This is a genomic window from Nonomuraea cavernae (genome assembly GCF_040655715.1).
In the GTDB taxonomy this organism is placed as follows: domain Bacteria; phylum Actinomycetota; class Actinomycetes; order Streptosporangiales; family Streptosporangiaceae; genus Nonomuraea; species Nonomuraea cavernae_A.
The window spans coordinates 46,188-70,409 of sequence record NZ_JBFAKL010000022.1 but is presented as its reverse complement, the minus strand read 5'-3'; the positions used below and the strand labels follow the sequence as shown (position 1 = coordinate 70,409).

Below are 24,222 nucleotides of genomic sequence, written 5' to 3'. Positions count from 1 at the left end.
ACACACTCTCCCAGACTTGGTACGGCTCCGCCGTACGGAAGATCAGGTACGGCGCCGCGCCGAGAACAGGCGCTGCAACAGGATGAAGACGAACAACAGCAGGCCGATGAAGATCTTGGTCCACCAGGAGCTGAGCGTGCCCTCGAAACTGATGATCGTCTGGATCAGCCCCAGCACGAGCACCCCGAGCACGGTGCCGAACAGGAAGCCGGAGCCACCGGTCAGCAGCGTGCCGCCGATGACGACCGCCGCGATCGCGTCGAGCTCCATGCCCACGGCGTGCAACCCGTAGCCCGAGAGCATGTAGAACGACAGCAGCACCCCGCCGAGCGCCGAGCAGAACCCGCTGATCGCGTACACCGTGATCTTCGTCCGGCCCACCGGCAGGCCCATCAGCAGCGCCGACTGCTCGCTGCCGCCCGTCGCGTAGACACCGCGGCCCAGCCGCGTGTAGTGCAGCACGTACGCCGCCCCCAGCACGACGACCGCCGCGATCAGCACGCTCGGCGAGATCCACAGGTCGGCGAACAGGTCGATCCTGGTCTGCGCGAACGCGGTGAAGGTCGGGTCCTCGATCGGGATCGAATCGGTGCCGATCGTGTAGCAGAGCCCCCGCGCCAGGAACATCCCGGCCAGGGTCACGATGAACGGCTGGATGTCGAAGGCGTGCACGATGTAGCCCATCACCAGCCCCAGGGCCGACCCGATGAGCAGCACCAGCGGGATCACCAGGTACGGCGGCCAGCCCGGCCCGGCCATCAGGCTGGCCGAGATCATCGTGGACAGCGCGACCACCGAGCCCACCGACAGGTCGATGCCGCCGGTGAGGATCACGAACGTCATGCCGACCGCGACGACCAGCAGGAAGGCGTTGTCGATGAAGACGTTGAGGATCACCTGCCCGCTGGCGAACCCCTCGTAGCGGACACCGCCCGCCACGAACATCGCCGCGAACAGGCAGGCCGTCACCAGGATGGGCACGTACTTGGCCGGGACGGCGAGCCGCGGGCCGTGAGTGAGGGTCCGTGTGGTCATGCCGTCACCCGCATCTTCTCCTCGGCCGCCGGTCGCGGCGTGGGCGGCCGGCCGCGGCGGCGGAACACCTTGTCGCGGAAGGCCGGGGACTGAATGAGGCAGACCGCGGTCACCACGAGCGCCTTGAACAGCAGCGTCGTCTCCGGTGGCACGCCCACCGAGTAGATCGTCGTGGTCAGCGTCTGGATGATCAGCGCGCCGAGCACGGTGCCGCCGAGTGAGAACCGCCCGCCGGCCAGCGAGGTGCCGCCGATCACCACTGCCAGGATCGCGTCCAGCTCGATCCAGAGCCCGGCGTTGTTGCCGTCGGCGCTGGAGACGTTCGAGCTGAACATGAGCCCGGCGATGCCCGCGCAGAGGGCGGCGAAGGCGTAGACCATGATGACGATCCCGCGCGAGCGAATGCCCGCCAGCCTGCTCGCCTCGGCGTTGCCGCCGACCGACTCGATCAGCATGCCGAGGGCCAGCCTGCGGGTGAGGAACGCGGTGACCGCCAGCACGGCGAGCACCAGCAGGATGCCGAACGGCACGGTCAGCCAGTAGCCGCCGCCGATGAGCTTGTAGGCCGGGTCGTTGACGGTGATGATCTGGCCGTCGGTGATCAGCTGCGCCAGGCCCCGTCCGGCGACCATCAGGATCAGCGTGGCGATGATCGGCTGGATGCCGACCGCCGCGACGAGGAACCCGTTCCACGCCCCGAGCAGCACCGACAGGCCGAGCGCCAGCACGACGGCGGTGAGGATGCCCGCGTCCTGGCTGATCTGCAGGCAGGCCAGCGCGCCGGAGATCGCCACCACGGAGCCCACCGACAGGTCGATGCCGCCGGTCGCGATGACCAGCGTCATCCCGAGCGACACCAGGATCAGCGGGGCACCGAACCGCAGGATGTCGATCAGGCTGCCGTACAGATGGCCCTCGCGCATCTGGATGGAGAAGAAGGTGGGGGTGAAGATCACGTTCACGACCAGGAGCAGGGCCAGGACGACCAGCGGCCACAGCAGCCTTCTCATGCCGGTCCTCCGCTCGCGATGGTCTCCAGCAGTACGTCGTTGGTCAGGGCCTCGTCGTTGGGTAACTGGGCCACCAGCCTGCGGTCGCGCAGCACGCCGACGCGGTGGCTGAGCCGCAGCACCTCCTCCAGCTCGGCGGAGATGAACAGCACCGCCATCCCGCCGTCGGACAGCCGCGCGACCAGGCGCTGGATCTCGGCCTTGGCGCCGACGTCGATGCCCCGGGTCGGCTCGTCGAGGATGAGCAGCCGGGGCTCCAGGATGAGCCACCTGGCCAGCACGACCTTCTGCTGGTTGCCGCCGCTGAGGTCGCGTACCAGGTGCTCGGGGTTGGCCGGGTTGATCTTCAGCGCCTTGATGTAGCGGCCGACCAGCTCGTCCTGCTGCTCGCGCGGGACCGGCCTGGTCCAGCCTCGAGTGGCCTGCAGGGCCAGGATGATGTTCTCCCGGACCGTGAGGTCGGGGATCAGTCCGTCGGACTTGCGGTTCTCGGAGCAGAACGCGATCCGGTGGGTCATCGCGGCGCGCGGCGTGCGCAGCGACACGGGCGCGCCGCCGACCGCGATCTCCCCGGAGCTCGCGTGGTCGGCCCCGAACAGCAACCGCGCGATCTCCGTACGGCCGGAGCCGAGCAGCCCGGCCAGGCCCACGACCTCGCCCTCGTGGACGGTGAGCGTGAACGGCTCGACGGCTCCGGTGCGGCCCAGCCCGCGCGCCTCGACCAGCGGCCGGTCGAACACCTTGGCCTCGCCGTGCAGCTTCTCCAGGTCGGCCAGCTCCTGGCCGATCATCTTGGCGACCAGTTCGACCTGGCTGAGCTCGCGGGTGAGGTATTCGCCGACGAGTCGCCCGTTACGAAGGATCGTCATACGGTCCGAAATTTCGTAGATCTGGTCGAGAAAGTGGGAGACGAAGAGGATCGCGATGCCCTGCTCCTTGAGGTTCCGCATCACCCGGAACAACTGCTCGACCTCGCCCGCGTCGAGGCTCGACGTCGGCTCGTCGAGGATCAGCACCCGGGCCTCGATGTCGATCGCGCGGGCGATGGCGACCATCTGCTGGATGGCCAGGGAGTAGGTGGAGAGCGGCGCCGAGACGTCGAGATCGAGCTCCAGCCGGTCGAGCAGGTCGACGGCCCGGACCCGCATCCGGCGCCAGTCGATGCGGCCCCACCGGCGAGGCTCGCGGCCGATGAAGATGTTCTCGGCCACCGACAGGTTGGCGCAGAGGTTGACCTCCTGGTAGACCGTGCTGACCCCGGCCGCCTGGGCCTCCAGTGGGCTGCCGAAGGCCACGGCCCGGCCGGCCAGCTCGATCTCGCCCTCATCGATGGGATGGACGCCGGTCAGCACCTTGATCAGGGTGGACTTGCCGGCGCCGTTCTCACCCATCAGCGCGTGCACCTCGCCCGGCAGCAGCCGCAGGTCCACGCCGTCGAGCGCCTTGACTCCGGGGAACTGCTTGCCGATCCCGGTCATCCGCAGGATCGGCGCGAGTGCGGCCATCTCGACGGCCCCTCTCTGTCGACGGCCCGCCCCGTCCGGGCAGGGCCGCTCGCGCGGGACCGGGCCGGCCCCTGAGGACCGGCCCGGTCAACGGTCAGTACTTGCGGTCGGGCAGCGCGGTCTTGGCCTGCTCCTGCGTGAACGTCGTCTCCTCCGTCACCACGCGGGCGGGGATGGCCTCATTCTTGACGACCTTCTTGGCCAGGTCCATGAGCTGCGGGCCGAGCAGCGGGGAGCACTCGACGATGTAGTTGATCTTCCCGTCGGCGAGCGCCTGCATCCCGTCCTTGACGGCGTCGACCGTGATGATCTTGATGTCCTTGCCGGGCACCTTGCCCGCGCCCTCGATGGCCTCGATCGCGCCCAGGCCCATGTCGTCGTTGTGCGCGTAGAGGACGTCGATGTCGGGGTTGGACTTCAGGAAGGCCTCCATGACCTCCTTGCCCTTGGCCCTGGTGAAGTCGCCGGTCTGCGAGGCGATGATCTTGAACTTGGTCTCGCCGCCGATGACCTCCTGGAAGCCGGCCTTGCGGTCGTTGGCCGGCGCCGAGCCGGTGGTGCCCTGCAGCTCGACGATGTTCACCGGGTCGGTGCCCGACTTGTACTCCTCCACCAGCCACTGCCCCGCCTTGCGGCCCTCCTCGACGAAGTCGGAGCCGAGGAAGGTCTTGTAGAGGGTGGTGTCCTTGGAGTCCACGGCCCGGTCGGTGAGGATGACCGGGATCTTCGCGTTCTGGGCCTCCTTGAGCACGGGTTCCCAGCCCGACTCCACGACCGGCGAGAAGGCGATGACGTCCACCTTCTGCTGGATGTACGAGCGGATCGCCTTGATCTGGTTCTCCTGCTTCTGCTGGGCGTCGGAGAACTTCAGCGTGATCCCGGCCTCCTTGGCCGCCTCCTGCACGGACTTGGTGTTGGCGGTCCGCCAGCCGCTCTCCGCACCGACCTGCGAGAAGCCCATGGTGATCGAGTCGTCGCCGCCGCTCGTACCGGCGCTGTCGGTGCCGCTGCCACTACCGCAACCGGCCATCGCCAGAGCGGTGAGCCCGGCGAGCACCAGCGTCGAGATCCTGTTCAACACGTGGGGGGTTCCTTCCTCATGTGAGCGCTAACACAAGCGCCGTGCCGGCATCCCCGCTGCCGTGCCCGGCTAGGGCCGGGCCGTACTGGCCCGGAAGACGAACGAGGGCGGGACCACCAGACGCTCGTGCGCCGGCGGGCTTCGCCCCTCGATCTGCCGGAGCAGGACCTCGATGCTGTGCCTGCCCACGGCGCCGAAGTCCTGCCTGATGGTCGTGAGCGGCGGCGAGAAGAACTCCGACTCCGGAATGTCGTCGAAACCGACGACGCTCACCTGGCCGGGCACCCTCACCTCCCGCTCGGTGAACGCCCGCAGCACTCCGAGCGCCATCTGGTCGTTGGCGACGAAGACCGCGGTGACGTCCCTCATGCTCGCCAGGCTGCGCCCCGCCTCGTAACCCGAGCGGGGACTCCAGTCTCCGGCGAGCGGTTCCGGGGCCTCGCGGCCCGCCAGCGCCAGCGCGGCCCGCCAGCCGGCCACGCGTCCCTCCGCCTCCAGCCAGTCGGACGGCCCGCGGACGTGCCACACCGTCTCGTGTCCCAGGGACAGCAGGTGCTGGGTGGCGATCCGGCCACCCTCCACCTGGTCCACGCAGACCACGGACACGTCGCCCGCCTCACCGCCCTCGACCGCGACCGTGGGCACGCCGACCGGCAGGTCGGCCAGCGCCTCGGCGGCCGAGCGCTGCGGCGCGACCACCACGATGCCGTCGACGCCCTGGTCGGCCAGGTAGTCGAGGGCGTCGCGGACGCCGGAGCGGTCGATGGACTTCAGGCTGACGATGCTGACGAAGTAGCCCGCCGCCCTGGCCGCCCGCTCGATGCCGTAGACCGTGCTGGCCGGGCCGTACAGGGTGGTGTCGAAGCTGACGACGCCGAGGGTCCTGGAGTGCTTGGTGACGAGCGCGCGGGCGACCAGGTTGCGGCGGTAGCCGAGCTTGTCGATCGCCTTCAGCACCCTGGCGCGGGTCTCGCCGCGTACGTTGGGATGCTCGTTGAGCACCCGGGAGACCGTCTGGTGGGACACGCCGGCCTCTTTGGCCACGTCGGCCATCACGGGCGGGCGATGGTCCCGGCTCGATCCCACAGGCGCTCCTTTCTTGGCTCTGGCAAGACTGTGAACGTTAACAACGGGTCTCGTCAAGGGGCGGCCCGATTACGGTCCAGTCACGCGCGCGGCCGGCTGTCGCGATGGGACCGGCCTCACCGGCCCAGCAGGGCGTTGATCATCTCCTGGATCAGGACCCGCCGGAAGCCGCGCCTAGGCGCCGGCGGTCCGCGGAACGGCGCAGGTCACGCCGGGGCGGTGGAGTCGCGGATGACCAGCCGGCAGGGCATCCGGTGGACGCCGGGCGTCGCCCTGCCGTCGATGGCGGCGAACAGGTGCTGGGCGGCGGTCCGGCCGAGCCGTTCGAGGTTCATGTCCACGGTCGTCAGCGCGGGGCGCGTCTCGGTGGACAGCACCTCCCAGTTGTCGTAGCCGACCACCGCGAGGTCGTCGGGCACCCGCCGCCCCCGCTCGCGCGCGGCCTCGACGAACCCGGCCGCGATCTGGTCGCTGCCGCAGAACACCGCGTCCACGTCGGGCTGCGCCATCAGCAGCATCTCGGCGGCGTGCCGCCCCCACCGCTGCGACCACCCGCCCCACAGCGTCTCACCGGCCTGCGGCAAATCCGCCGCCGCCAGCGCCTCCCGCAGCCCCTCGGCCCGGTCGCGGGACGCCTTGTAGTCCTCGGGCCCGGTGACGTGAGCGATCCGGCGCCGCCCGAGGGCCAGCAGATGGTGTACGGCCGTCGCCGCCCCGCCCACGTCGTCGGGCACGAACGAGACGTCGCCGGGATCGTCGGACGGCCCGTAGGCGTAGACCACGGGCACCGGCAGGTCCCTGCTCACCGAGGGGCGCGGGTCGGTGCTCTCGCCCACCACGATCAGCCCGTCCACCCGGCGCGACAGCAGCGCCCGCAGGTGGTGCTGCTCCCTGATGGCGTCGCCGCGCGCGTCGCACAGCAGCACCGCCATCTCCCCCGCGCCGAACGCGTCCTCGGCCCCCAGCAGCACCGGGATGCCGAACCTGCCCACGCTGTCGGAGGTGAGCAACCCGACCGTGCGCGTCTGCCCGGACAACAGCCCCCTGGCCAGCGCGTTGGGCTGGAAGGCGAGCTGCTCGGCGGCGGCGAGCACCCGCTGCCGGGTCGAGTCGCGTACGTCCTGCCGCCCGTTGAGCGCCTTGGACGCCGTGGCGATCGACACCCCGGCCAGGGAGGCCACGTCGTTGATGGTCGCGCGCCTACCCGCCATGTTTCGAAACCCTTTTCCATCACCCGTTATCCAAGGCGAAACCATAACACCCATTGACAGGCCCAAGTGTTTCTCTTACGTTTCCGAAAACCTTTTAGTTTCCGGGGGTCCCCCGAAGGAGACACCATGAGACGACGGCTGGCCGGGATCGCCATCCTCGGAGTGTTAACGTTCACAACGGCCTGCGGCAACGGTGGCGGCGCCCAGCAGCCCGCCGACGGCCCGGTCACCATCACCATGTGGACCCGCGCGGCGACACAGGCCCAGAGCGAACGGCTGGTGAAGGCCTACAACAGCAGCCACAAGAACCAGGTGAAGCTCACCGTCATCCCGACGGACAACTACCAGCCCCGCATCGCCTCGGCGGCCGGCGCCAAGCAACTGCCGGACGTGTTCGCCGCCGACGTGATCTTCGTCCCCAACTACACCTCCCAGGGACTGTTCCTGGACGTCACCGACCGCATCGCCGCCCTGCCGTACAAGCAGGGGCTGGCGCCCTCGCACATGAAGCTGGGCACGCTGGACGGCAGGCAGTACACCCTGCCCCACACGCTCGACCTGTCGGTCTGGTTCTGGAACAAGGACCTCTACGCCAAGGCCGGGCTGGACCCCGAGAAGGGCCCCACGACACTGAAGGAGTTCGCCGAGCAGGCCACCACCGTCCAGGAGAAGCTCGGCAAGGACGGCAAGGTGCACGGCACGTTCTTCGGCGGCAACTGCGGCGGCTGCTACGTCTTCACCTTCTGGCCCTCCGTATGGGCCGCCGGCGGCCAGGTCATGAACACCGAGGGCACGACCTCGCTGGGCGACCAGGCCGCGATGACCGACGTGTTCGCGATCTGGCGCGACCTGTACGAGAAGAAGGCCACCGGGCCGACGGCCAAGGAGGAGCAGGGCCCGACCTGGACCGGGTTCTTCCCCAAGGGCGAGATCGGCGTCATGCCGATGCCGTCGACCACGCTCGGCCAGATGCCGCCGGACATGAAGATCGGGGTCGCGCCGATCGCCGGGCCGGGCGGCGGCGAGTCGACGTTCGTGGGCGGCGACTCGATCGGCATCGCCTCCACCACCGGGAACGCCGACGCGGCCTGGGAGTTCCTGTCCTGGACCGTGTCCGACGACGCGCAGGTCGAGGTCATGGCCAAGAACAAGGACGTGCTGGCCCGTACCGACCTGGCGAGCAACAAGTACTCCGCCGAGGACCCGCGTGTGGTGCTGATCAACTCACTGGTCGCCAAGGGCGAGACCCCGTACGCGCTGCGCTTCGGCCAGACCTTCAACGACCCGCAGGGCCCGTGGCTGCGGCTGGCCCGTGAGGCGGTGTTCGGCGACGCCTCGAAGGTGCCCGCTCTGAACGCCGAGGTCACGAAGTCCCTGCGGCAATGACGCTGACGGTCACCCGGTCCGGGCGGCGGACGGCGCACCAGGCGTCGCCCGCCGGCTGGCGGAGCCGGAGGATCCAGGGCTGGCTGTACGCCGCGCCGACCGCCGTCATCGTGGCCGTGCTCTTCCTGACACCGCTGGTGCTGGTCGTCTGGATGTCGCTGAACCGCTGGCCGCTGCTCGGCCCGGCCGCCTTCAACGCCCCCGGCAACTACCTGAAGATCGGCGACAACCCGCTCTTCATGGACGCGGTGCTGTTCACGCTGAAGTACACCGCCATCACCACCGTCCTGCTGTCGGCGGTGGCGCTCGGCCTGGCGCTGCTCGTCCAGGAGCGCAGGCCGGGCGTCGGCTTCTTCCGCACCGCGTTCTTCCTGCCGGGCGCGGTCGGCTTCGCCGCGGCGGCGCTGCTCTTCTACGGCATGCTCAACAACGACTTCGGCCCCGTCGACCCGATGCTGCGGGCCCTCGGGATCATCGACGAGCCGGTCAAGTGGATCGGCACGCCCACCATGGCGCTGTTCTCCACGATCGGGCTGGTGCTGTGGCGCTTCGCCGGGTTCAACATGCTGATCCTGCTGACGGGGCTGCAGTCGATCCCGGTCGAGGTGTACGAGGCCGCCAGGAGCGACGGGGCGAACCGGTGGCAGATCTTCACCAAGATCACCCTGCCGCTGCTGCGCCCGACGATCGCGCTGATGCTGGTCCTCAGCGTCACCGGCTCGCTGCTGGCCTTCGACCAGTTCTTCATCTTCACCAACGGCGGCCCGGACAACAGCACCGTCTCCATGGTCATGGTCGTCTACCGCGACGCGTTCTTCCGCTTCGACCTCGGCGGCGCCGCCGCGCTGTCGGTCGTGCTGCTGGCCGGGCTGGTCGGACTGAACGCCCTGATGATGCGGAGGCTTCGGTGAGGTACTACACCACGATCTCGGCGCTCGCCGTGCTCTTCCTGTTCCCGCTGCTGTGGAGCGGGTGGGCATCGCTGGAGGAGCCCGCCGACTACCTGCGGATGGCGAGCTTCGGCGAGGGCGTCGGCACCTACGCCACCAACAGCGTGCTGGTGTCGGGCATGACGGTGGGCGGCACGCTCGTCGTGTCGGCGCTCGGCGGCTACGCCTTCGCCAGGTTCGACTTCCCCGGCAAGAACCTGCTGTTCCTGGCCACGCTGGCGATCCTGATGGTGCCGTACGCGACCATCCTGATCCCGCTGTACGTGCTCCTCGGCTATATCGGACTGCAGAACTCCCTGGTCGGGCTGTCGCTGGTGTTCGTGATGTTCCAGCTGCCGTTCGCGCTGTTCATGATGCGCAACGCGTTCGAGGCGATCCCGCGCGAACTGGAGGAGGCGGCGCTGGTCGACGGCTGCGGCACGTTCCGCGCGTTCTCCCGGATCCTGCTGCACGCCGTGCGGCCGGCGCTGGTGACGGTCGGCCTGTTCGCCTTCCTCGCCTCCTGGAACGACTTCTTCGCGCCGCTCATCCTGCTCAACGACGGCTCCTCGTTCACGCTGCCGGTGGCCGTGGTCAGCATGACCCAGCACACCTTCGGCGCGATCGACTACGGCATGCTCCAGGCCGGCGTCATGGTCATGGCCGTGCCCTGTCTCATCCTGTTCGTCATCTTGCAGCGCCACTACGTGCGCGGATTCATGTCGGGAGCTCTGCGTGGCTAACCCTGTCCTGCCCTCATCGGGCGTGCTGTCCCCTCTCGGTCTCGACGACGTACGGCTGGCCCCGGGCTTCTGGGGCGGCCGCGTGACGCTCAACCGGGACGTCACCATCGCCCACTGCCAGGAGTGGATGGAACGCGAGGGCTGGATCGGCAACTTCCGCGGCCGGCGACCGCGCCGGGGCCGCGAGTTCAGCGACTCCGAGATCTACAAGCTGCTGGAGGCGATGGCCTGGGCCGGCCATCCCGATCTGACGCCGCTGGCCGAGACCGTGGCGCGGGCCCAGGAGGGCGACGGCTACCTCAACACCCGCTGGACCGGCAACCGCTACTCCGACCTGGAGTGGGGTCACGAGCTCTACTGCTACGGCCACCTCATCCAGGCCGGCGTCGCCCGGCTGCGCAACCACGGCGAGGACCGGCTGACCGAGGTGGCCAGGCGCGCCGCCGACCACGTCTGCCGCCGTTTCATGGACACGAACGAGACCTGCGGCCATCCCGAGATCGAGATGGCCCTGGTCGAGCTCTACCGGGCGACCGGCGCCGAACGCTACCTGGAGATGGCCCGCCGCCTCGTCGAACGCCGCGGCCTGCCCGCGCTGGGCGAGATCCACCTCGGCCGCGCCTACTTCCAGGACGACCTGCCCGTACGGCAGGCGCAGGTGTTCCGCGGGCACGCCGTACGCGCGCTCTACCTGGCGAGCGGCGCGGTGGACGTGGCCGTGGAGACCGGCGACGAGGCGCTGCTGAAGGCGATCGAGGCGCAGTGGGAGCGGACCGTCGCCCGGCGCACCCACCTGACCGGCGGGATGGGCTCGCGGCACGCCGACGAGTCGTTCGGCGAGGACTACGAGCTGCCGCCGGACCGCGCCTACTCCGAGACCTGCGCGGGCATCGCGTCGATCATGCTGGCGCACCGGTTGCTGCTCGCGACCGGCGACGCGCGCTACGCCGACGTGGCCGAGCGGACCCTGTACAACGTGCTGGCCACAGCCGTGGCACTGGACGGCAGGTCGTTCTTCTACGCCAACCCGCTGCGCGTCCGGGTGCCCGCCGAGCCGCTCGACGGGGTGAACCACGCGGCGGAGGGCGGGCTGCGCTCTCCCTGGTTCGACGTGTCCTGCTGCCCGAACAACATCGCCCGCACCCTGGCCTCGTTCGCCGCCTACGTGGCGACGGCCGATCCGGGCGGGATCCAGATCCACCACTACACGCCCGGCGAGATCCGGCACGGGTCGCTGGCACTGCGGGTCGAGACCGGCTACCCGTGGTCGGGCGAGGTGACCGTACGGGTGCTGTCGGACGCGAGCGGGCGCGTCTCGCTCCGCGTCCCGCCCTGGGCGACCGGCGCCACCCTGTCACGCACGTCTTCGGCCGGTTCGCCGGAGGGCTCGCCAGACAGTGCTTCGGGCGGTTCGGCGGTGCGGACGGTGGCGCCCGGGTACGCGACGGTGGAAGGTGAGTGGCGGGCCGGGGACGTGATCCGGCTGGAGCTGCCGATGAAGGCCCGCTGGACGTTCCCCGACCGGCGCGTCGACGCGTTGCGCGGGAGCGTCGCCGTGGAGCGGGGACCGCTCGTCTACTGCGCGGAGTCGGTGGACGACGAGCCACCGCTCGCCGACGTGGCCGCCCGCGTCACCGTCCCCCCAGCCGTCGCAGCCGCCGCAGCCGTCGTCCCGGACGGCGAGGGTCCGATCGAGGTGGAGATGCGGGTGGAGATGGGAGTGGAGATCGCCGCCGTGCTGGGCGCGCCGGACGCGGACGAGTGGCCGTACCGGGCGGAGCCGGATCCCGTGGGCGGCGCGGACACCACCCTGCGGCTCGTGCCGTACCACCGGTGGGGCAACCGCGGCCCCGCCACCATGCGCGTCTGGCTACCGGTCGCGGAGTGACAGCGGCGGCCAGGCCGGAAAGCCTGGCCGCCGTCGCGAACCGATGTGTCGACCCCCCGTGTCGTACGGGTCATTCGCAGTTGGCCACGGTGTCGGTGCCGGGGCCGCCGCTGCAGTCGTCGGTGTTGGCGCCGCCGTTCAGGTCGTCGTTACCACCGTTGCCGTTCAGCTCGTCATTGCCCGCCTTGCCGGCCAGTTCGTCGACGCCCGCGCCGCCGTTGAGCTCGTCGTTGCCGGCGCCGCCGTTCAGTTCGTCGTCACCGGCGCCGCCGCTGAGCTCGTCGTCGCCGTTGCCGCCGCGCAGGTCGTCGTTGCCGCCGTTGCCGTTCGCCGTGTCGTTGCCGTCGCCGCCCCGGATGACGTCGTCGGCCGCCCCGCCGGACAGGACGTCGTCGCCGCCTAGGCCGCGCAGGTCGTCCTCGCCGTTGCCGCCCCCGATGTTGTCGGCCTGGGTGCCGCCGAACAGCGCGTCCTCACCGTCGCCGCCACGCAGCGTCGACGGCCGGGGGACGTTCACGTGCACGGTGTCGTCACCGTTCAGGGTGGTCACGCGGACCCGCGCGACGGCCCCGGCGGGGGCGATCGCGTTGTCGCCGGCGGCCGTGCATCCGGTGCCCGCGACGACGTTGCCGCCCTGGTCCTCGACGACGATGCTGGCGTTGCCGGGACCGAATCTGATGATGACGTCGTTGTCGATGCCGGGCTCGGCGGTGTACCTGAGCTCGGCGCCGACGCGGGTGCAGGTGCCGGCGTCGGCGAACGCGGTGGTGGCCGTCGCGGGCAGAGCCTGCGCTCCGGCCAGGGTGACGACCGCCACCGCGACCAGCGCGCGGGCCAGAAGCCTTCCCTTCATGGTTGTCCTCCTGTGAACGCTCGCTCGCTCCGGAGAAGCGCTCCTCGGGATGTGCTCCAACCATTCGGACGGTAGGCGCGCGCTCGGCGCGGCAACACGGGTGCCGGGCAGGGGTTATCCCTAGCGCCCCGGCCCGCGCCCGTCGTCCGCACCACGTGTTACCCCTTGCGGCGCCGGAATGAGCGACACCACGGGCGCCGACGGCTGCGACGGGCAGGCGCCCCTACATGCGAAAACCGCCCCCTGCCTGTGAATCCACAGGCAGGGGGCGGTTCGATCGGGTGGAGCTATGGGGATTCGAACCCCAGACCTCCTCCATGCCATGGAGGCGCGCTACCAACTGCGCCATAGCCCCTTGATCCGCCGCCAAGTGTATCGGAATCCCGCCGCGCCCGTGCCACACCAGGCCGCCCTGAACGCCCGCCTCAGGCCGCTCCGCGCACCGGCATGCCCGTCTCACGGATCAGCGCGGGCAGGTCGACGCCCGTGGCGCGCAGGATGCGGGCGGCGCCGTTCGCGTGGTCGGCGAGCAGACCGTGCAACAGGCGCTCACCCGTCACCGGGCCGGGCCGCCAGCAGGCCACCTCGACGACCTTCCTGACGTGTGCGGCGAGCGGGATCGTGCCGAGCGGGCCGTGCAGGACGACTCGCAGCGGGTTGAGCCGCGTGCGCGTCAGACGCCACCGGGCGGGGTCGTCGGTGCCGAGCCGCGTACGGCGGCGCACCTCGTCGAGATCGATGCCGAGCGTGGCGAGCAGGGCGTGGGCGTCGTCACCGAGGTCGGCGTGGGCGCGTACGGCGTCGGGAGTCGAGGTGAAGGCGGTGAGCTCGAACGGGCGGATCTCAGCCAGGGCGAGCAGCAACAGGTCGGTGGACAGCGTGGGGTGGCCGGCGTCGAGCGCGAGGGTGCCCGCCTTGATCATGACCCGGCGGGCGGGCCCGGTGAACCTGGTGAACACGTGTCATCTCCCGGTGCGGCGGGCGTGCTTGCGGTGGGCGGACTGGCGCTTGACCCCGAGCGCCTCGGCGACCTGCTCCCAGGACCAGCCCTGAGCGCGGGCGTTGGACACGTGGGTGGCCTCGAGTTGCTCCAGCAGGGTTCGCAGCGCGGCGACCGCCGCCAAGCCCACGGCCGGGTCGTGGTCGGTGGCCGCCTGAGCGAGGTCCGTGGCGTTCATGGTGTCAGCATGCGCTGACAAGCGCCCGCTTGTCAACAGGTGCTGACAGCCTCGGAGCCGTCAGGCGGCGGGCGTGGCGGTGGTGCGCATGGTCAGCGCCGCGTCGTCGAGCGAGAGGGAGATCGTGACGGCACCCAGCTCGGAGGTGCGCGTGACGTGGGTGCCGCCGCACGGGATCGACGCAGCCCCCTCGGGCAGCGAGCAGTGCCAGGTGCGGCGAGCGGTCAGCTCGGGCCCCGGCACGTCGAGCCGGACCGGCGCGTCGGCCGCCACCCAGGCCTTGAGCCGGTCGTTGGCCTCGCCGGCGATCTCGTCGAGGGCCCGGTCGAGGCCCTCGGCCGAGAAACCCTTCTTGCGCAGCGACTTGCCGAGCCGGTAGACGTCCACGCTGCCGTTGGGCGAGATCCGCGAGGAGGTGATCGCCGCCTGGTCGAAGTCGGGACGGCCGAGCCCGTCGAGCGCCACCTCCTTGCGCCAGCGGCCGGCGAGGGCGTGGTTGAGCGCGAGGGCGGCCAGGTGGCAGGCGGTGTGGCCGGCCGACAGGGCGGCCCGGTGGCCCGCGTCCACCTCCAGTTCGACGGTCGCGCCGACGGGCAGCGGGGTGTCGGTCACGTGCACGACGAGCCACTGCCAGCCCTCGGCGCCGCGCCGCGCCGGGATGTCCTCGCCCAGGTGGAGGCTGCCGGCCGACCAGGCGCCCGTGACGCAGTCGACGACCGGGAGACCGCCGATGGTGCCGCGGTCGGCGGGCTGGTCGGGCCAGGTGTGGTCGAGCGGGTGGAACGGGGTCTCGGCTACGACGAGGCCGTGCCGCACCCCCGCCGGCACGGCCCCGACGATCTCAGAGCGCCCGCTGATCCGGCCGTCCGGGAAGGTGACGATGGTCGACTTCATCCGGCCAGTCTGGCAGGCGCGAGCTCGTCCTCGAGGTAGCGGTCGCGGCCCGCGTACAGGCCGGCGAGCAGTTGCGCGCCGAGGACGGCGAAGATCAGCAGGTACGGGAGCGACCAGCCGCCGGCGGCCTCGTGCAGCACGCCCACGAGGAGCGGCCCGCCGCCCGCGATGAGGTAGCCGGCGCTCTGCCCGAAGGCCGACAGTGAGGAGGTCGCCTCCGCGGTGCGGGTGCGCAGGGCCAGCATCATGAGCGCCAGCGGGAACGACCCCATGCCCATCCCCACGAACACCACCCAGACCAGCGCGGTCGAGGCGGGCGCGAACCACAGGCCGAGGAAGCCGACCACGTAGCAGGCGATGAGGCCGACCACCACGGGCCGCTGGTCGCGGAAGCGCGAGGTGATCAAGGGCACCAGGATGGAGACGGGGATGCTCAGGGCAGTGAAGACGCCCAGGATGAGTCCCGCCTCGGCGGTGGTGTAGCCGCCGTCGGTGAGGATCGTGGCGAGCCAGCCGAACAGGATGTACGCGATCATCGCCTGAGTGCCGAAGTACACGGCGACGGTCCAGGCCAGCTTGCTCTTCAGCAGCTCAACGCCGCCGGACCGGCCGGTGCCCCGCTCCGGCTCGCTGCGCAGCAGCGCGAGCCACGGCAGTGTGGCCAGGGCGGCCAGCGCCGCCCATACGCCGAGCGCGACGTGCCAGTCTCCCGACGCGCGCTCGATCGGCACCGTGGCCGCGGCGGCGAGCATGGTGCCGGCGGCCAGCGACGTGGTGTAGACGGTGGTCATGATCCCGGTGCGGGCCGGGAAGTGACGCTTGATCAGCGCCGGGATGAGCACGTTGCCGACGGCACCGCCCGACAGTGCGACCGCGCTGCTCAGCAGGAACACCGGTGCCGATCCGGCCAGCGACCGGACGAGCAGACCGGCGCCGAGCGTGACGAGCGCGAGCAGCAGCAGCCGGTGCTCGCCTACGCGCCTGGCCAGCGTGGGGGTGATGGACCCGACCGTGGCGAACGCCAGGACCGGGAGCGTGGTGAGCAGGCCGGCGGTCACGCTCGACATGCCGAGCGCTCGGGAGAGCTCGTCGAGCAGCGGGCCGACGCTGGTGACGGCGGTGCGCAGGTTGAGCGCCGCGAGGACGATTCCCAGCACGAGCAGCCAGGCGAGGGGCGCGGCCCGGTCTCGGGACGCTCCGGCGAGCACACTCATACGGGGGCCAGTCCTCCATTCATCAAGTCATGGGATGAATCGCCATCCTAACAGCCGCAAAACTGGTCTTTGATCCTGCTTCCATGACAAAGCCCCCGATAACGGGGGCTTTGGGGGATGAAACCCTGCTTACAGGACGGGACGCGGCCCCTGAGGCGGGTCGTCGCGTGTGGGGAACGGCCCGGGAGGCGGGAGCGTGGAACCGGGGCCGGACGGCGGGTAGTCGGCACCGCCCACCGTGCCGGGGGGCACGGGCTGGTCGCCCGCGTCGTAGCCGGAGCCCTGCTGGTGCGGGCCGGGCACGTCGCCGCGCCACGCGCCGGTCTCGCCGCCGCGTGACTCGATGAACGACTTGAAGCGTTCCATGTCGTTCCTGATCCGGAGCCGGACGACCTGGAGCCAGTCACCGACGGTCTCGACCAAGCCCTCGGGGTCGTACTCCATCTGGAGCGTGACCCGGGTGGTGTCGCCGTTGAGCCGGTGGAACGTCACCACACCGGCCTGCCGGGGCCTGTCGACCGACTGCCAGGCGATGCGCTCGTCGGGGTGCTGCTCCGTGATCTCCGCGTCGAACTCGCGCTTCACACCCGCGATCTCACTGATCCAGTGCGTACGCGTGTCGGTGAGCTGTTTGACGGACTCGACTCCCTCCATGAACTCGGGGAAGCTCTCGAACTGGGTCCACTGGTTGTAGGCGACCCGTACGGGAACCCTGACGTCTACGGCGTGTTCGATGGCGCTCATGACGTCCGCCCCTGCCCCGGCGTCCGCGTCGTTAACGCCTGCGCAGCAGCCAGTAGAGGCCCACCAGGGGCAGCACCAGAGGGATGAACAGGTAACCCTTGCCGTAGACCGACCAGACGGTGGCCTCGGGAAAAGCCGCCGGATCGAGCACGCTGGCCGTGCCGATGACGAGGACGCCCGCCAGCTCGACGCCGAGCGCCACCAGCGCGAGCCGGCGCGCGCCCCGCACCAGGGCGACGGCGAGCAGCAGGTAGACCAGCGCGGCGAAGGCGGACAGCGAGTAGGCCAGAGGCGCCTCGTCGAACCGGGTGAGGATCTGCACGGTGGCTCGCGCCCCGGCCGCCAGGGCGAACAGCCCGTAGAGGGCGATCAACGCGCGGCCGGGGCCGGTGCCGAGCGAGGTGGCGGTCATGCGGCGCCCTGCCAGACCTGGAGCAGCCGCCCCGTCATGACCGCGATCGCGAACCCGGCCACGACGAGGATCCCCGAGCCCCAGCGGCTCCGCTCGGCCAGCGCCAGGAACACCCCGGCGGGCGGGATGACGGCCTGACCGCCGAGGTAGCCGTACAGGGTGCCCTTCGGGACGTGCGCGCCCTCACCGCCCACGACGGCCGCGATCACCATGCCCGCCTGGACCAGCACGGCCACCTCGAGCACGGCGAAGCCGATGAGCAGGACCATGCCCATGGGCCGGTTTCGGATCGCCACGATCAGGCTCGCCAGCGCGAGCAGCAGGGACCCGGCGATGACGATCGTCGCAACGGTGGTGTTCATCGAATCTCCTCAAGGCTGGAGACCCCGTCCTTCAGTGCGGGGAGGAAAGCCGGAACAATGCCATCAAATCGAACACATGTACGAGACTTGGCTGATCTTGCAGTAGGTTGTGCGGCGTGGCGCAGATCGTGAAGCGGGCCTACAAGTACCGCTTCCACCCGACCCCCGAGCAGGCAGTGGAGCTTGCCCGGACGTTCGGCTGCGTCCGCCTGGTCTACAACAAGGCGCTGGAGGAGCGGACCCGGGCTTATCGGCTGGAGGGCCGCGGCGTCTCCTATGAGGAGTCCTCGGCGGCGCTGACGACCTGGAAACGCACCGAGGAGTTGAGCTTTCTCGCCGAGGTGTCCTGTGTCCCGTTGCAGCAGGCGTTGCGTCATCTTCAGGCGGCGTTCGCCGGCTTCTTCGCCAAGCGGGCCGGATACCCGGTGTTCAAGTCCCGTAAGAAGTCGCGTCTGAGCGCGGAGTACACCCGGTCGGCGTTTCGCTGGCGTGAGGGCCGGTTGACGTTGGCGAAGATGGGCGAGCCTTTGGACATCGTGTGGTCGCGGCCCTTGCCTGAGGGAGCTGAGCCGTCCACGGTGACCGTGAGCAAGGACGCGGCCGGACGCTGGTTCGTGTCCATCCTGGTCGAGGAGAAGATCTCCCCACTGCCCCCGGTCACGCAGGTGGTGGGGGTGGACGCGGGCATCACCGCCCTGCTCACGCTCTCGACCGGCGAGAAGATCGCCAACCCGCGCCACGAACGGGCCGACCGGCGCAAACTGGCCCGTGCTCAGCGGGCGCTGGCCCGTAAACAGAAGGGATCGGCCAACCGGGCCAAGGCCCGGCTGCAGGTGGCCCGCGTGCACGCGCGGATCGCCGACCGCAGACGTGACTTCCTGCACAAGGTCAGCACCCGGCTTGTTCACGAGAACCAAGTGATCGCCGTGGAAGACCTGACCGTTCGCAACATGATCCGTAACCGTTCGCTGGCGCGCGCCATCTCGGACGCGTCCTGGCGGGAGCTGCGCGGCATGCTGGAGTACAAAAGCCGCTGGTACGGGCGCGAGCTCGTGGTCGTGGACCGCTGGTTCCCGTCCTCCAGGCTGTGCTCGGCGTGCGGGACACTCCAACCGTCCATGCCGCTGAACGTCCGGACCTGGGTATGCGCCTGCGGCGCATCTCACGACCGCGACGTCAACGCGGCCAGGAACATCCTCGCCGCCGGGCTGGCGGAGAGCTGAAACGCCTGCGGAGCCGATGTAAGACCTCAAGGGAAGTTCCTTTCCTGGCGGGCGACCGGCGATGAAACAGGAACCCTCACGGGCGACCGTGGGAATCCCCCTCGTTCACCAGGGGGAGGAGGTCAACGTGGGAAAGGCTATCGCCCGGCCGGGTCGCCCTCGATTCCGTCCGGCCCCACGTGACACCGGCCGCCGGCTCGCCGTGGCCGGCCACGCTCGTAGGATCGAAGGGTGGAGAGGATCCTCGTCAGCGCGTGCCTGATGGGCCGGCGGGTGCGCTACGACGGCGGTGCCAAGACCAGCTCCGACGCCGTGCTGGCCGCCTGGCGGCGCGAGGGCCGGCTGGTGCCGTTCTGCCCTGAGGTGGAGGGCGGGCTGGCGGTCCCGCGGCCGGCCGCGGAGATCGAGGGCGGTCTCGGGGGCGCCGCGGCCCTCGCGGGCGACGCCCGCGTGCTCACCGCCGACGGGTCCGACGTCACGGCGCGGTTCCTGGCGGGCGCGCGGGCCGCGCTCGACGCCGCCCGAGCGCGGGGGGTGCGGCTCGCGGTGCTGAAGGAGGGCAGCCCGTCGTGCGGCGCGCTGGCCGTCTACGACGGCACGTTCAGCGGACGGCGCGTCCCCGGCCGGGGCGTCACCACCGCCCTGCTGGAGCGCCATGGCGTCCGCGTGTTCACCGAGGACCATCTCGACGAGGCCGCCGCCTACCTGCGCACCCTGGAGCCGTAGCCGGCGCACCGGACCGGCCCCATATGTGCCGTTATATGCAGCATTTATCCCCTTTTTGGGCCATGCCATCATGGGGGGATGCTGAAGGTCGCCGGGCTGGACGAGGTGGAGGAGCGGGCGTACCGGTTACTGGTGCGGGCCGGTGAGGCTGATCTGACCGGGCTAGCCGAGGAGCTGGGCGTCACACCGGAGGCCGCGGCCACCGCGCTGGCGTCCATGGTGGGCATGGAGCTCGTCCGTGAGGTCGCGGACAGCGGGAGCCGCAGGTTCGCGCCGGTGGCGCCGGAGGTGGCTCTCGGGCCGCGGCTGGCGCGGCAGCAGGAGACGATCGACTGGGCGCGGCAGGCGGTCGACCAGCTCGCCGAGGAATACCGCGCCAGTTTGCGCCGCAGGGACGCCGACCGGCTGATCGAGGTGCTGCCGAGCGGGGCCGCGCTGCGCGAGCAGGTCCGCCATCTCCAGGACAGCGCCCGCGAGGAGGTCATGTACTTCTGCCGGGCCGGGCACGTGGTGATGCCGTCCACGGACAACACCGAGGAGCTCGAGGCGCTCGGCCGCGGGGTGGCCTACCGGGTCATCTACGAGCGGGCCCTGCTGGAGGAGCCCGGGATGGTGGCCAACGTGGCGTTCGGCATCAAACTGGGCGAACAGGCACGGGCCGTGCGGTCGCTGCCCGTGCGGATGATGATCGCCGACCGGTCCATCGCGCTGCTGCCGCTGGTGCAGTACGCCGGCCGGACGACCGAGCCGACGGCCGCGCTGGTGCGCGAGAGCAGCCTGCTGGAGGCGCTGATCGCGCTGTTCGAGGCCCAGTGGGAGCGGGCCACGCCGATCAGGTTCCTGGAGGACGGGCAGGTCATCGACACCGCGCCCGGCTGCCCGCTGGACGCCGACGAGCTCTACCTGCTCTCGCTGCTGGTCGCCGGGGTGCCGGAGAAGTCGATCGCCAGCCAGCTCGGGATCAGTCTGCGTACGGTGCAGCGCCGCGTCTACCACCTGATGCGGCTCGCGGGCGCGCAGACCAGGATGCAACTTGCCTGGCATGCGGCCCGCGAGCGCTGGTTGTAGCGTCGCGCTACTTGACCCCGTACGCCCGGGTGACGGTCTGCTCGAACCGCTCGCCCGAGGCGCCGGTCGCGGTGACCCGCAGGGTCACCCCGGTGTCGGTCACGCGGTGCGAGACCACCGCCTTGTACCGGCCCCGCCCCTGCGGGAGGAGCGTCAGCCGCTGCCAGCTCCTGCCGTCGTCGTAGGACATCTCGGCGGTCAGCTTCTTCGCGTCCCGCGCGGTGAAGCCCAGCGCGACTGGCAGCGTCCGGCGCACCTTCCCTTCCAGGTCGGCGGGCACGTCGTAGTCCACGCCGAGCAGCGGCAGCGGCTTGGTGCCCGCCGGACGGGCGGACCTGAACGTCCAGGAGCTCTCGGTGGCCGTGGCGTACCGCCACTCCTCCGAGGTCCGGGTCGTGGACAGCTCCAGGCGGTACTCGGCGTCCTCCGGCACGGCGGCGAGGTCGGCCCACAAGCCTTGCCGCTCCTCCAGCAGCTCACCGTCGCGGTAGACCCGGGCCGCGGTGGTGTCCTCGTCGTTGCTGCCGCCCGCGTGGCCGTAATGGCCGTCGGCGTCGACGAACTCGGGCACCCGTACCGACAGGACGTCGCCCGTGCGGGTGGCGGCCAGGGCGGCCGGGCGTACGACGGGGGCGAACCAGCGCTCCTTGACGATCTCGCCCGCCCGGTACGTCCTGGGCGGGTCGGTCAGGCCGCCGCCCAGCTGGTTGATCATCTCCCAGGTGAGCGTGTGCTGGACCACGTGCTTCCACTGGGTGTCGCCCGAACTGACGTACTCGGCCCTGTTCAGCGGGGTGCGCACCATGCGCTGGGTCTCCATCTGCAGGGCCAGGTCGTAGGTCTGCCACGGCCGCCAGCCGAACCGCTGGTCCTTGCCGTACGAACCGCCGCCGGACTCCTGGTAGCCCGTGTCGACCCGGGCGGTGTTGCGCCAGTTGACCTCGTGCACGATCCGCTTGGGCACCTGGCCGGAGGAGACCTGCATGACCTCGTACAGGTACGGCGTCGCGAACTGGCCGGTCACGTCGAGCACGGCACGGCCGGTGCGGGCGCTGTCCAGCAGCGCCTGGCCGCGGTCGTGCGTGACCATCATCGTGGGCAGCGGGTCGCGCTCGCCCACCGGCGACCACGGCTGCCACATGACCTCGCCGTCGGGCCCGACCACGAACACCACCGCCGCGCCGGCCGCGGCGATGCCCTCCAGCTTGTCCGTCCAGTCGTCGAACGCCTCGCTGGTGATGACCACCGCCTTGCCCTTGACGTCCAGCCCGGTCATGTCGCCGGTGCCGCCGTGGACCAGCGGCCAGCGCTTCCTGCCGTCGATCTCCGGTGAGCTGATCGTGGGGCGGACCACCAGCGGGTCGCGGCCCAGCCGGGCGGTCACCCGGGGCGCGGCCAGCTGCCAGCGCGAGGAGAACTCGAAGGTGCCGTTCCGCACCGGCGCGGTGGGGGTTACCGCGAGCGTCTCCATCGAGGGGAAGTTCATCGCGCTCAGGCTGATCTCGCGGGAGCCGTACGTGCGATGGGTGAAGAAGGTGGAGATGCCGTCCTGCATCACCTCCTGAGAGGTCTTGATCTCGATGGGCACGGCGGTCCTGGCGTCGAGCACGACCTCCATGTCCGACGTGACCGGCAGCTCGGGGTTGACGATGAAGGATCCGACGGGCAGCTCGCCCTTCGACTCATCCATGATCGCCTGCATGTGGTAGGTGCCCTCTGGCAGCTCCACCGTCCAGCCCTCGTGCTCGTGCAGGATGTGGCCGATGGCGTCGTCCCTGGCGGCGGCGCCGTACATGGTGATCAGCGGCACGCGGGCGGGGCTGCCGTCCCGGTCGACGCCGGTGAAGCGCACCGTGTGCATCCTGCCGCGCCGGGTCAGCGCGAGCGTGGTGTGCGCGGCCACCGAGCCGTCCGCCGTGGTGGCGGTGACGTATCCGACGTGCCTGCCGTGCGCGAGCCTGGCCAGGTCCACGGTGGTCTCGACGGCCGCGCTCGCCCCGGCGTCCACGGTGACGGTCGTCGCCGACAGCTTCACCGCCCCCTCTCCGGGGGCGGCGCCGTCCAGGTTGGTCAGGGTGGCGGCGACGGTCAGCGAGACGGGCTCCTGGCCGGTGTTGGTGTAGGTGACGGTGCCGCCGGGGGTGCCGGTTCCGCCCTCCTCGTGCACGCCCATGCTGAGCGACGCGGTGGCCGTGACGGCCTGCCGCACGGCGCGCGTCACGTCCAGGCGCCCACCGCCCTGCTCGTACGGCGTCTGGCCCGCGACGGTCTTCGCCGTGGACACGAGGGCGTCCTTGAGCTGCCCGGGCTTCCACTCCGGATGGCGCTGGGCCAGAATCGCCGCCGCGCCCGCCACGTGCGGCGTGGCCATCGACGTGCCGGACAGCTTCGTGTACCGGTCGTCGACGGGCGTGCCCAGCCCGGTGCCCGCGGCCCGCGCGGCGGTGATGCTCACGCCTGGGGCGGTGATGTCCGGCTTGAGCGCCTCGTCCAGCCGCGGACCGCGGCTGGAGAAGGGTGCCAGCGCGTCGTTGGCGTCGACCGCGCCGACGGTCAGCGCGGAGGTGGCGGCTCCCGGCGCGCCCACCGTGTAGTCGCCGCCCTGGTTGCCCGCGGCGATGACGAACAGGCTGCCGGTCTCCTCGGTCAGGACGTCCACCGCCGTGCTGAGCGGGTCGGTGCCGTCGGTGGGGCCGCCGCCGAGGCTCATGTTGACGATGTCGGCCCCGCTCTCCCTGGCGGCCCACTCCATGCCCGCGAGCACCTGCGACTCGGTGCCGCTGCCCCTGGCGTCCAGCACCTTGCCGATGAGCAGCTCGGCGCCGGGCGCGACGCCCTTGCGCAGCCCGCCGGACCCCTCGCCGGTGCCCGCCACGGTGGCGGCGACGTGCGTGCCGTGGCCGTGCTCGTCCTTGGCCGAGGCGTCGTCGGTGAAGTTGCGGCTCTGGGTCACCTTGGCCGCGACGTCGGGGTGGGTCTCGTCGATCCCGGTGTCCAGGACGGCGACCTTCACCCCCTTGCCGTCGTACCCGTCCTGCCAGGCCTGCGGCGCGCCCACCTGCGGGACGCTGTGCTCCAGCGACGCGGTGACCTTTCCGTCGAGCCAGATCTTGGCCAGCCCGTCGCGCAGCCGCGGCTCGCCTCCGTCGCGCTCGGCGGCCCAGAGCACGGGCAGCGCGTCCTTGTCCGCCCGCAGGGTGCGCGCGTTGACGCTCTTCAGCGTGACGGCCCGCTCGGTCTCCTTGTAGGCCAGGATCAGCGGCAGGACGTCGCTGCTCTCGTCGTCGTAGCCCTGCTCGATCAGGTCGCCGACCGCGAACAGCCGTTCGTCCATGAGGCCCCGCGAGAGGTAGGGGACCATGTCGGCGGGGGTGATCACCAGGTCACCGTTCTCTTCCCTGGTGAAGAACCTGATGTTCTCGCGGCCCTTGCCGGGCCGCACGGTCGCCGCTCGCTTGCCGCCCGCGAACTCCTGAACCGTCACCACGTCACCGGTGATCAGCGTCACCCGGTGCGGGTCTGAGCCGGCCGCTGGCTCGGGCGCCGCGGCGTGCGCGGGCACCGGTACGGCAATCATCGCCAGGCCCGCGCCGATGGCGGCGAGGCGGGGGATCCATCGCATGAACGAACCGATCTGTCGGTGGGGGTGGCCCCAAGCTTCATTCGTCCAAGAC

At 70.8% G+C, this 24,222-nt stretch carries 21 protein-coding genes, 1 tRNA gene and 1 pseudogene; 7 read left to right on the top strand and 16 right to left on the bottom strand.

What is annotated here, in order from left to right; all coding sequences use genetic code 11:
* Positions 1-42: 42 nt before the first annotated feature.
* The 6 genes from yjfF to AB0I38_RS28365 all read right to left on the bottom strand — a co-directional run bounded on the left by yjfF (position 43) and on the right by AB0I38_RS28365 (position 6,928).
* Positions 43-1,035, bottom strand: coding sequence for a galactofuranose ABC transporter, permease protein YjfF (gene yjfF / locus AB0I38_RS28390; RefSeq protein ID WP_358480567.1), 993 nt, complete (start codon positions 1,033-1,035; stop codon positions 43-45).
* Positions 1,032-2,045, bottom strand: a complete 1,014-nt coding sequence (locus AB0I38_RS28385) for an ABC transporter permease (protein WP_358480543.1) — start codon at positions 2,043-2,045, stop codon at positions 1,032-1,034. The genes yjfF and AB0I38_RS28385 overlap by 4 nt, the downstream gene beginning before the upstream one ends.
* The gene (locus AB0I38_RS28380) at positions 2,042-3,550 is read right to left on the bottom strand and encodes a sugar ABC transporter ATP-binding protein (protein WP_358480524.1); all 1,509 of its coding nucleotides are present in this window, start codon (positions 3,548-3,550) and stop codon (positions 2,042-2,044) included. Before AB0I38_RS28380 ends, AB0I38_RS28385 begins: the two co-directional genes overlap by 4 nt.
* Before the next feature lie 94 nt (positions 3,551-3,644).
* Positions 3,645-4,631 carry an ABC transporter substrate-binding protein gene (locus tag AB0I38_RS28375; RefSeq protein WP_358480504.1) on the bottom strand — a complete coding sequence of 329 codons (987 nt, stop codon included), beginning with the start codon at positions 4,629-4,631 and terminating at the stop codon, positions 3,645-3,647.
* Positions 4,632-4,700: 69 nt separating this feature from the next.
* A complete protein-coding gene (locus AB0I38_RS28370) occupies positions 4,701-5,684 on the bottom strand; it encodes a LacI family DNA-binding transcriptional regulator (protein ID WP_358481697.1) in 984 nt (327 codons plus the stop codon).
* Between the two features lie 239 nt (positions 5,685-5,923).
* Complete coding sequence (locus AB0I38_RS28365; protein WP_358480490.1) at positions 5,924-6,928, bottom strand: LacI family DNA-binding transcriptional regulator; 1,005 nt, start codon at positions 6,926-6,928, stop codon at positions 5,924-5,926.
* A gap of 126 nt (positions 6,929-7,054) precedes the next feature.
* On the opposite strand from AB0I38_RS28365, the gene AB0I38_RS28360 reads away from it, so the two are divergent.
* Genes AB0I38_RS28360 through AB0I38_RS28345 form a run of 4 tightly spaced genes read left to right on the top strand, consistent with a single transcriptional unit; the run spans position 7,055 to position 11,874 of the window.
* Positions 7,055-8,314: an ABC transporter substrate-binding protein gene (locus AB0I38_RS28360; protein ID WP_358480454.1), complete on the top strand. Its 1,260-nt coding sequence runs from the start codon at positions 7,055-7,057 to the stop codon at positions 8,312-8,314.
* Positions 8,311-9,225, top strand: coding sequence for a carbohydrate ABC transporter permease (locus AB0I38_RS28355; RefSeq protein WP_358480435.1), 915 nt, complete (start codon positions 8,311-8,313; stop codon positions 9,223-9,225). The genes AB0I38_RS28360 and AB0I38_RS28355 overlap by 4 nt, the downstream gene beginning before the upstream one ends.
* Positions 9,222-9,986: a carbohydrate ABC transporter permease gene (locus AB0I38_RS28350; protein WP_358480424.1), complete on the top strand. Its 765-nt coding sequence runs from the start codon at positions 9,222-9,224 to the stop codon at positions 9,984-9,986. Before AB0I38_RS28355 ends, AB0I38_RS28350 begins: the two co-directional genes overlap by 4 nt.
* A complete protein-coding gene (locus AB0I38_RS28345; protein ID WP_358480418.1) occupies positions 9,979-11,874 on the top strand; it encodes a glycoside hydrolase family 127 protein in 1,896 nt (631 codons plus the stop codon). The genes AB0I38_RS28350 and AB0I38_RS28345 overlap by 8 nt, the downstream gene beginning before the upstream one ends.
* Positions 11,875-11,944: 70 nt before the next feature.
* Here the strand turns inward: AB0I38_RS28345 and AB0I38_RS28340 are convergent, their stop codons facing one another.
* The 9 genes from AB0I38_RS28340 to AB0I38_RS28300 all read right to left on the bottom strand — a co-directional run bounded on the left by AB0I38_RS28340 (position 11,945) and on the right by AB0I38_RS28300 (position 17,531).
* Positions 11,945-12,727: a calcium-binding protein gene (locus AB0I38_RS28340; protein ID WP_358480410.1), complete on the bottom strand. Its 783-nt coding sequence runs from the start codon at positions 12,725-12,727 to the stop codon at positions 11,945-11,947.
* Between the two features lie 282 nt (positions 12,728-13,009).
* Positions 13,010-13,082 (bottom strand) — tRNA-Ala (locus AB0I38_RS28335).
* Positions 13,083-13,152: 70 nt separating this feature from the next.
* A complete protein-coding gene (locus AB0I38_RS28330; protein ID WP_358480398.1) occupies positions 13,153-13,686 on the bottom strand; it encodes a Clp protease N-terminal domain-containing protein in 534 nt (177 codons plus the stop codon).
* Between the two features lie 3 nt (positions 13,687-13,689).
* Positions 13,690-13,905, bottom strand: coding sequence for a helix-turn-helix domain-containing protein (locus tag AB0I38_RS28325; protein ID WP_358480386.1), 216 nt, complete (start codon positions 13,903-13,905; stop codon positions 13,690-13,692).
* A 60-nt stretch (positions 13,906-13,965) separates the two neighbouring features.
* Positions 13,966-14,799 carry a metal-dependent hydrolase gene (locus tag AB0I38_RS28320; protein ID WP_358480384.1) on the bottom strand — a complete coding sequence of 278 codons (834 nt, stop codon included), beginning with the start codon at positions 14,797-14,799 and terminating at the stop codon, positions 13,966-13,968.
* Complete coding sequence (locus AB0I38_RS28315) at positions 14,796-16,013, bottom strand: MFS transporter (protein WP_358480377.1); 1,218 nt, start codon at positions 16,011-16,013, stop codon at positions 14,796-14,798. Before AB0I38_RS28315 ends, AB0I38_RS28320 begins: the two co-directional genes overlap by 4 nt.
* A gap of 129 nt (positions 16,014-16,142) precedes the next feature.
* Complete coding sequence (locus AB0I38_RS28310; RefSeq protein ID WP_358480368.1) at positions 16,143-16,757, bottom strand: SRPBCC family protein; 615 nt, start codon at positions 16,755-16,757, stop codon at positions 16,143-16,145.
* A gap of 31 nt (positions 16,758-16,788) precedes the next feature.
* The gene (locus AB0I38_RS28305; protein WP_358480359.1) at positions 16,789-17,169 is read right to left on the bottom strand and encodes a hypothetical protein; all 381 of its coding nucleotides are present in this window, start codon (positions 17,167-17,169) and stop codon (positions 16,789-16,791) included.
* The gene (locus tag AB0I38_RS28300; protein ID WP_358480355.1) at positions 17,166-17,531 is read right to left on the bottom strand and encodes a hypothetical protein; all 366 of its coding nucleotides are present in this window, start codon (positions 17,529-17,531) and stop codon (positions 17,166-17,168) included. The genes AB0I38_RS28305 and AB0I38_RS28300 overlap by 4 nt, the downstream gene beginning before the upstream one ends.
* Positions 17,532-17,647: 116 nt before the next feature.
* On the opposite strand from AB0I38_RS28300, the pseudogene AB0I38_RS28295 reads away from it, so the two are divergent.
* The 3 genes and pseudogenes from AB0I38_RS28295 to AB0I38_RS28285 form a co-directional block, all read left to right on the top strand.
* Positions 17,648-18,842: pseudogene (locus AB0I38_RS28295) on the top strand (RNA-guided endonuclease InsQ/TnpB family protein); the annotation flags it as partial.
* Positions 18,843-18,985: 143 nt separating this feature from the next.
* Complete coding sequence (locus AB0I38_RS28290) at positions 18,986-19,480, top strand: DUF523 domain-containing protein (RefSeq protein ID WP_358480351.1); 495 nt, start codon at positions 18,986-18,988, stop codon at positions 19,478-19,480.
* Positions 19,481-19,558: 78 nt separating this feature from the next.
* Complete coding sequence (locus tag AB0I38_RS28285; RefSeq protein WP_358480344.1) at positions 19,559-20,548, top strand: helix-turn-helix transcriptional regulator; 990 nt, start codon at positions 19,559-19,561, stop codon at positions 20,546-20,548.
* Positions 20,549-20,555: 7 nt separating this feature from the next.
* Here the strand turns inward: AB0I38_RS28285 and AB0I38_RS28280 are convergent, their stop codons facing one another.
* A complete protein-coding gene (locus AB0I38_RS28280) occupies positions 20,556-24,170 on the bottom strand; it encodes a S8 family peptidase (RefSeq protein ID WP_358480337.1) in 3,615 nt (1,204 codons plus the stop codon).
* Positions 24,171-24,222 lie beyond the last annotated feature (52 nt).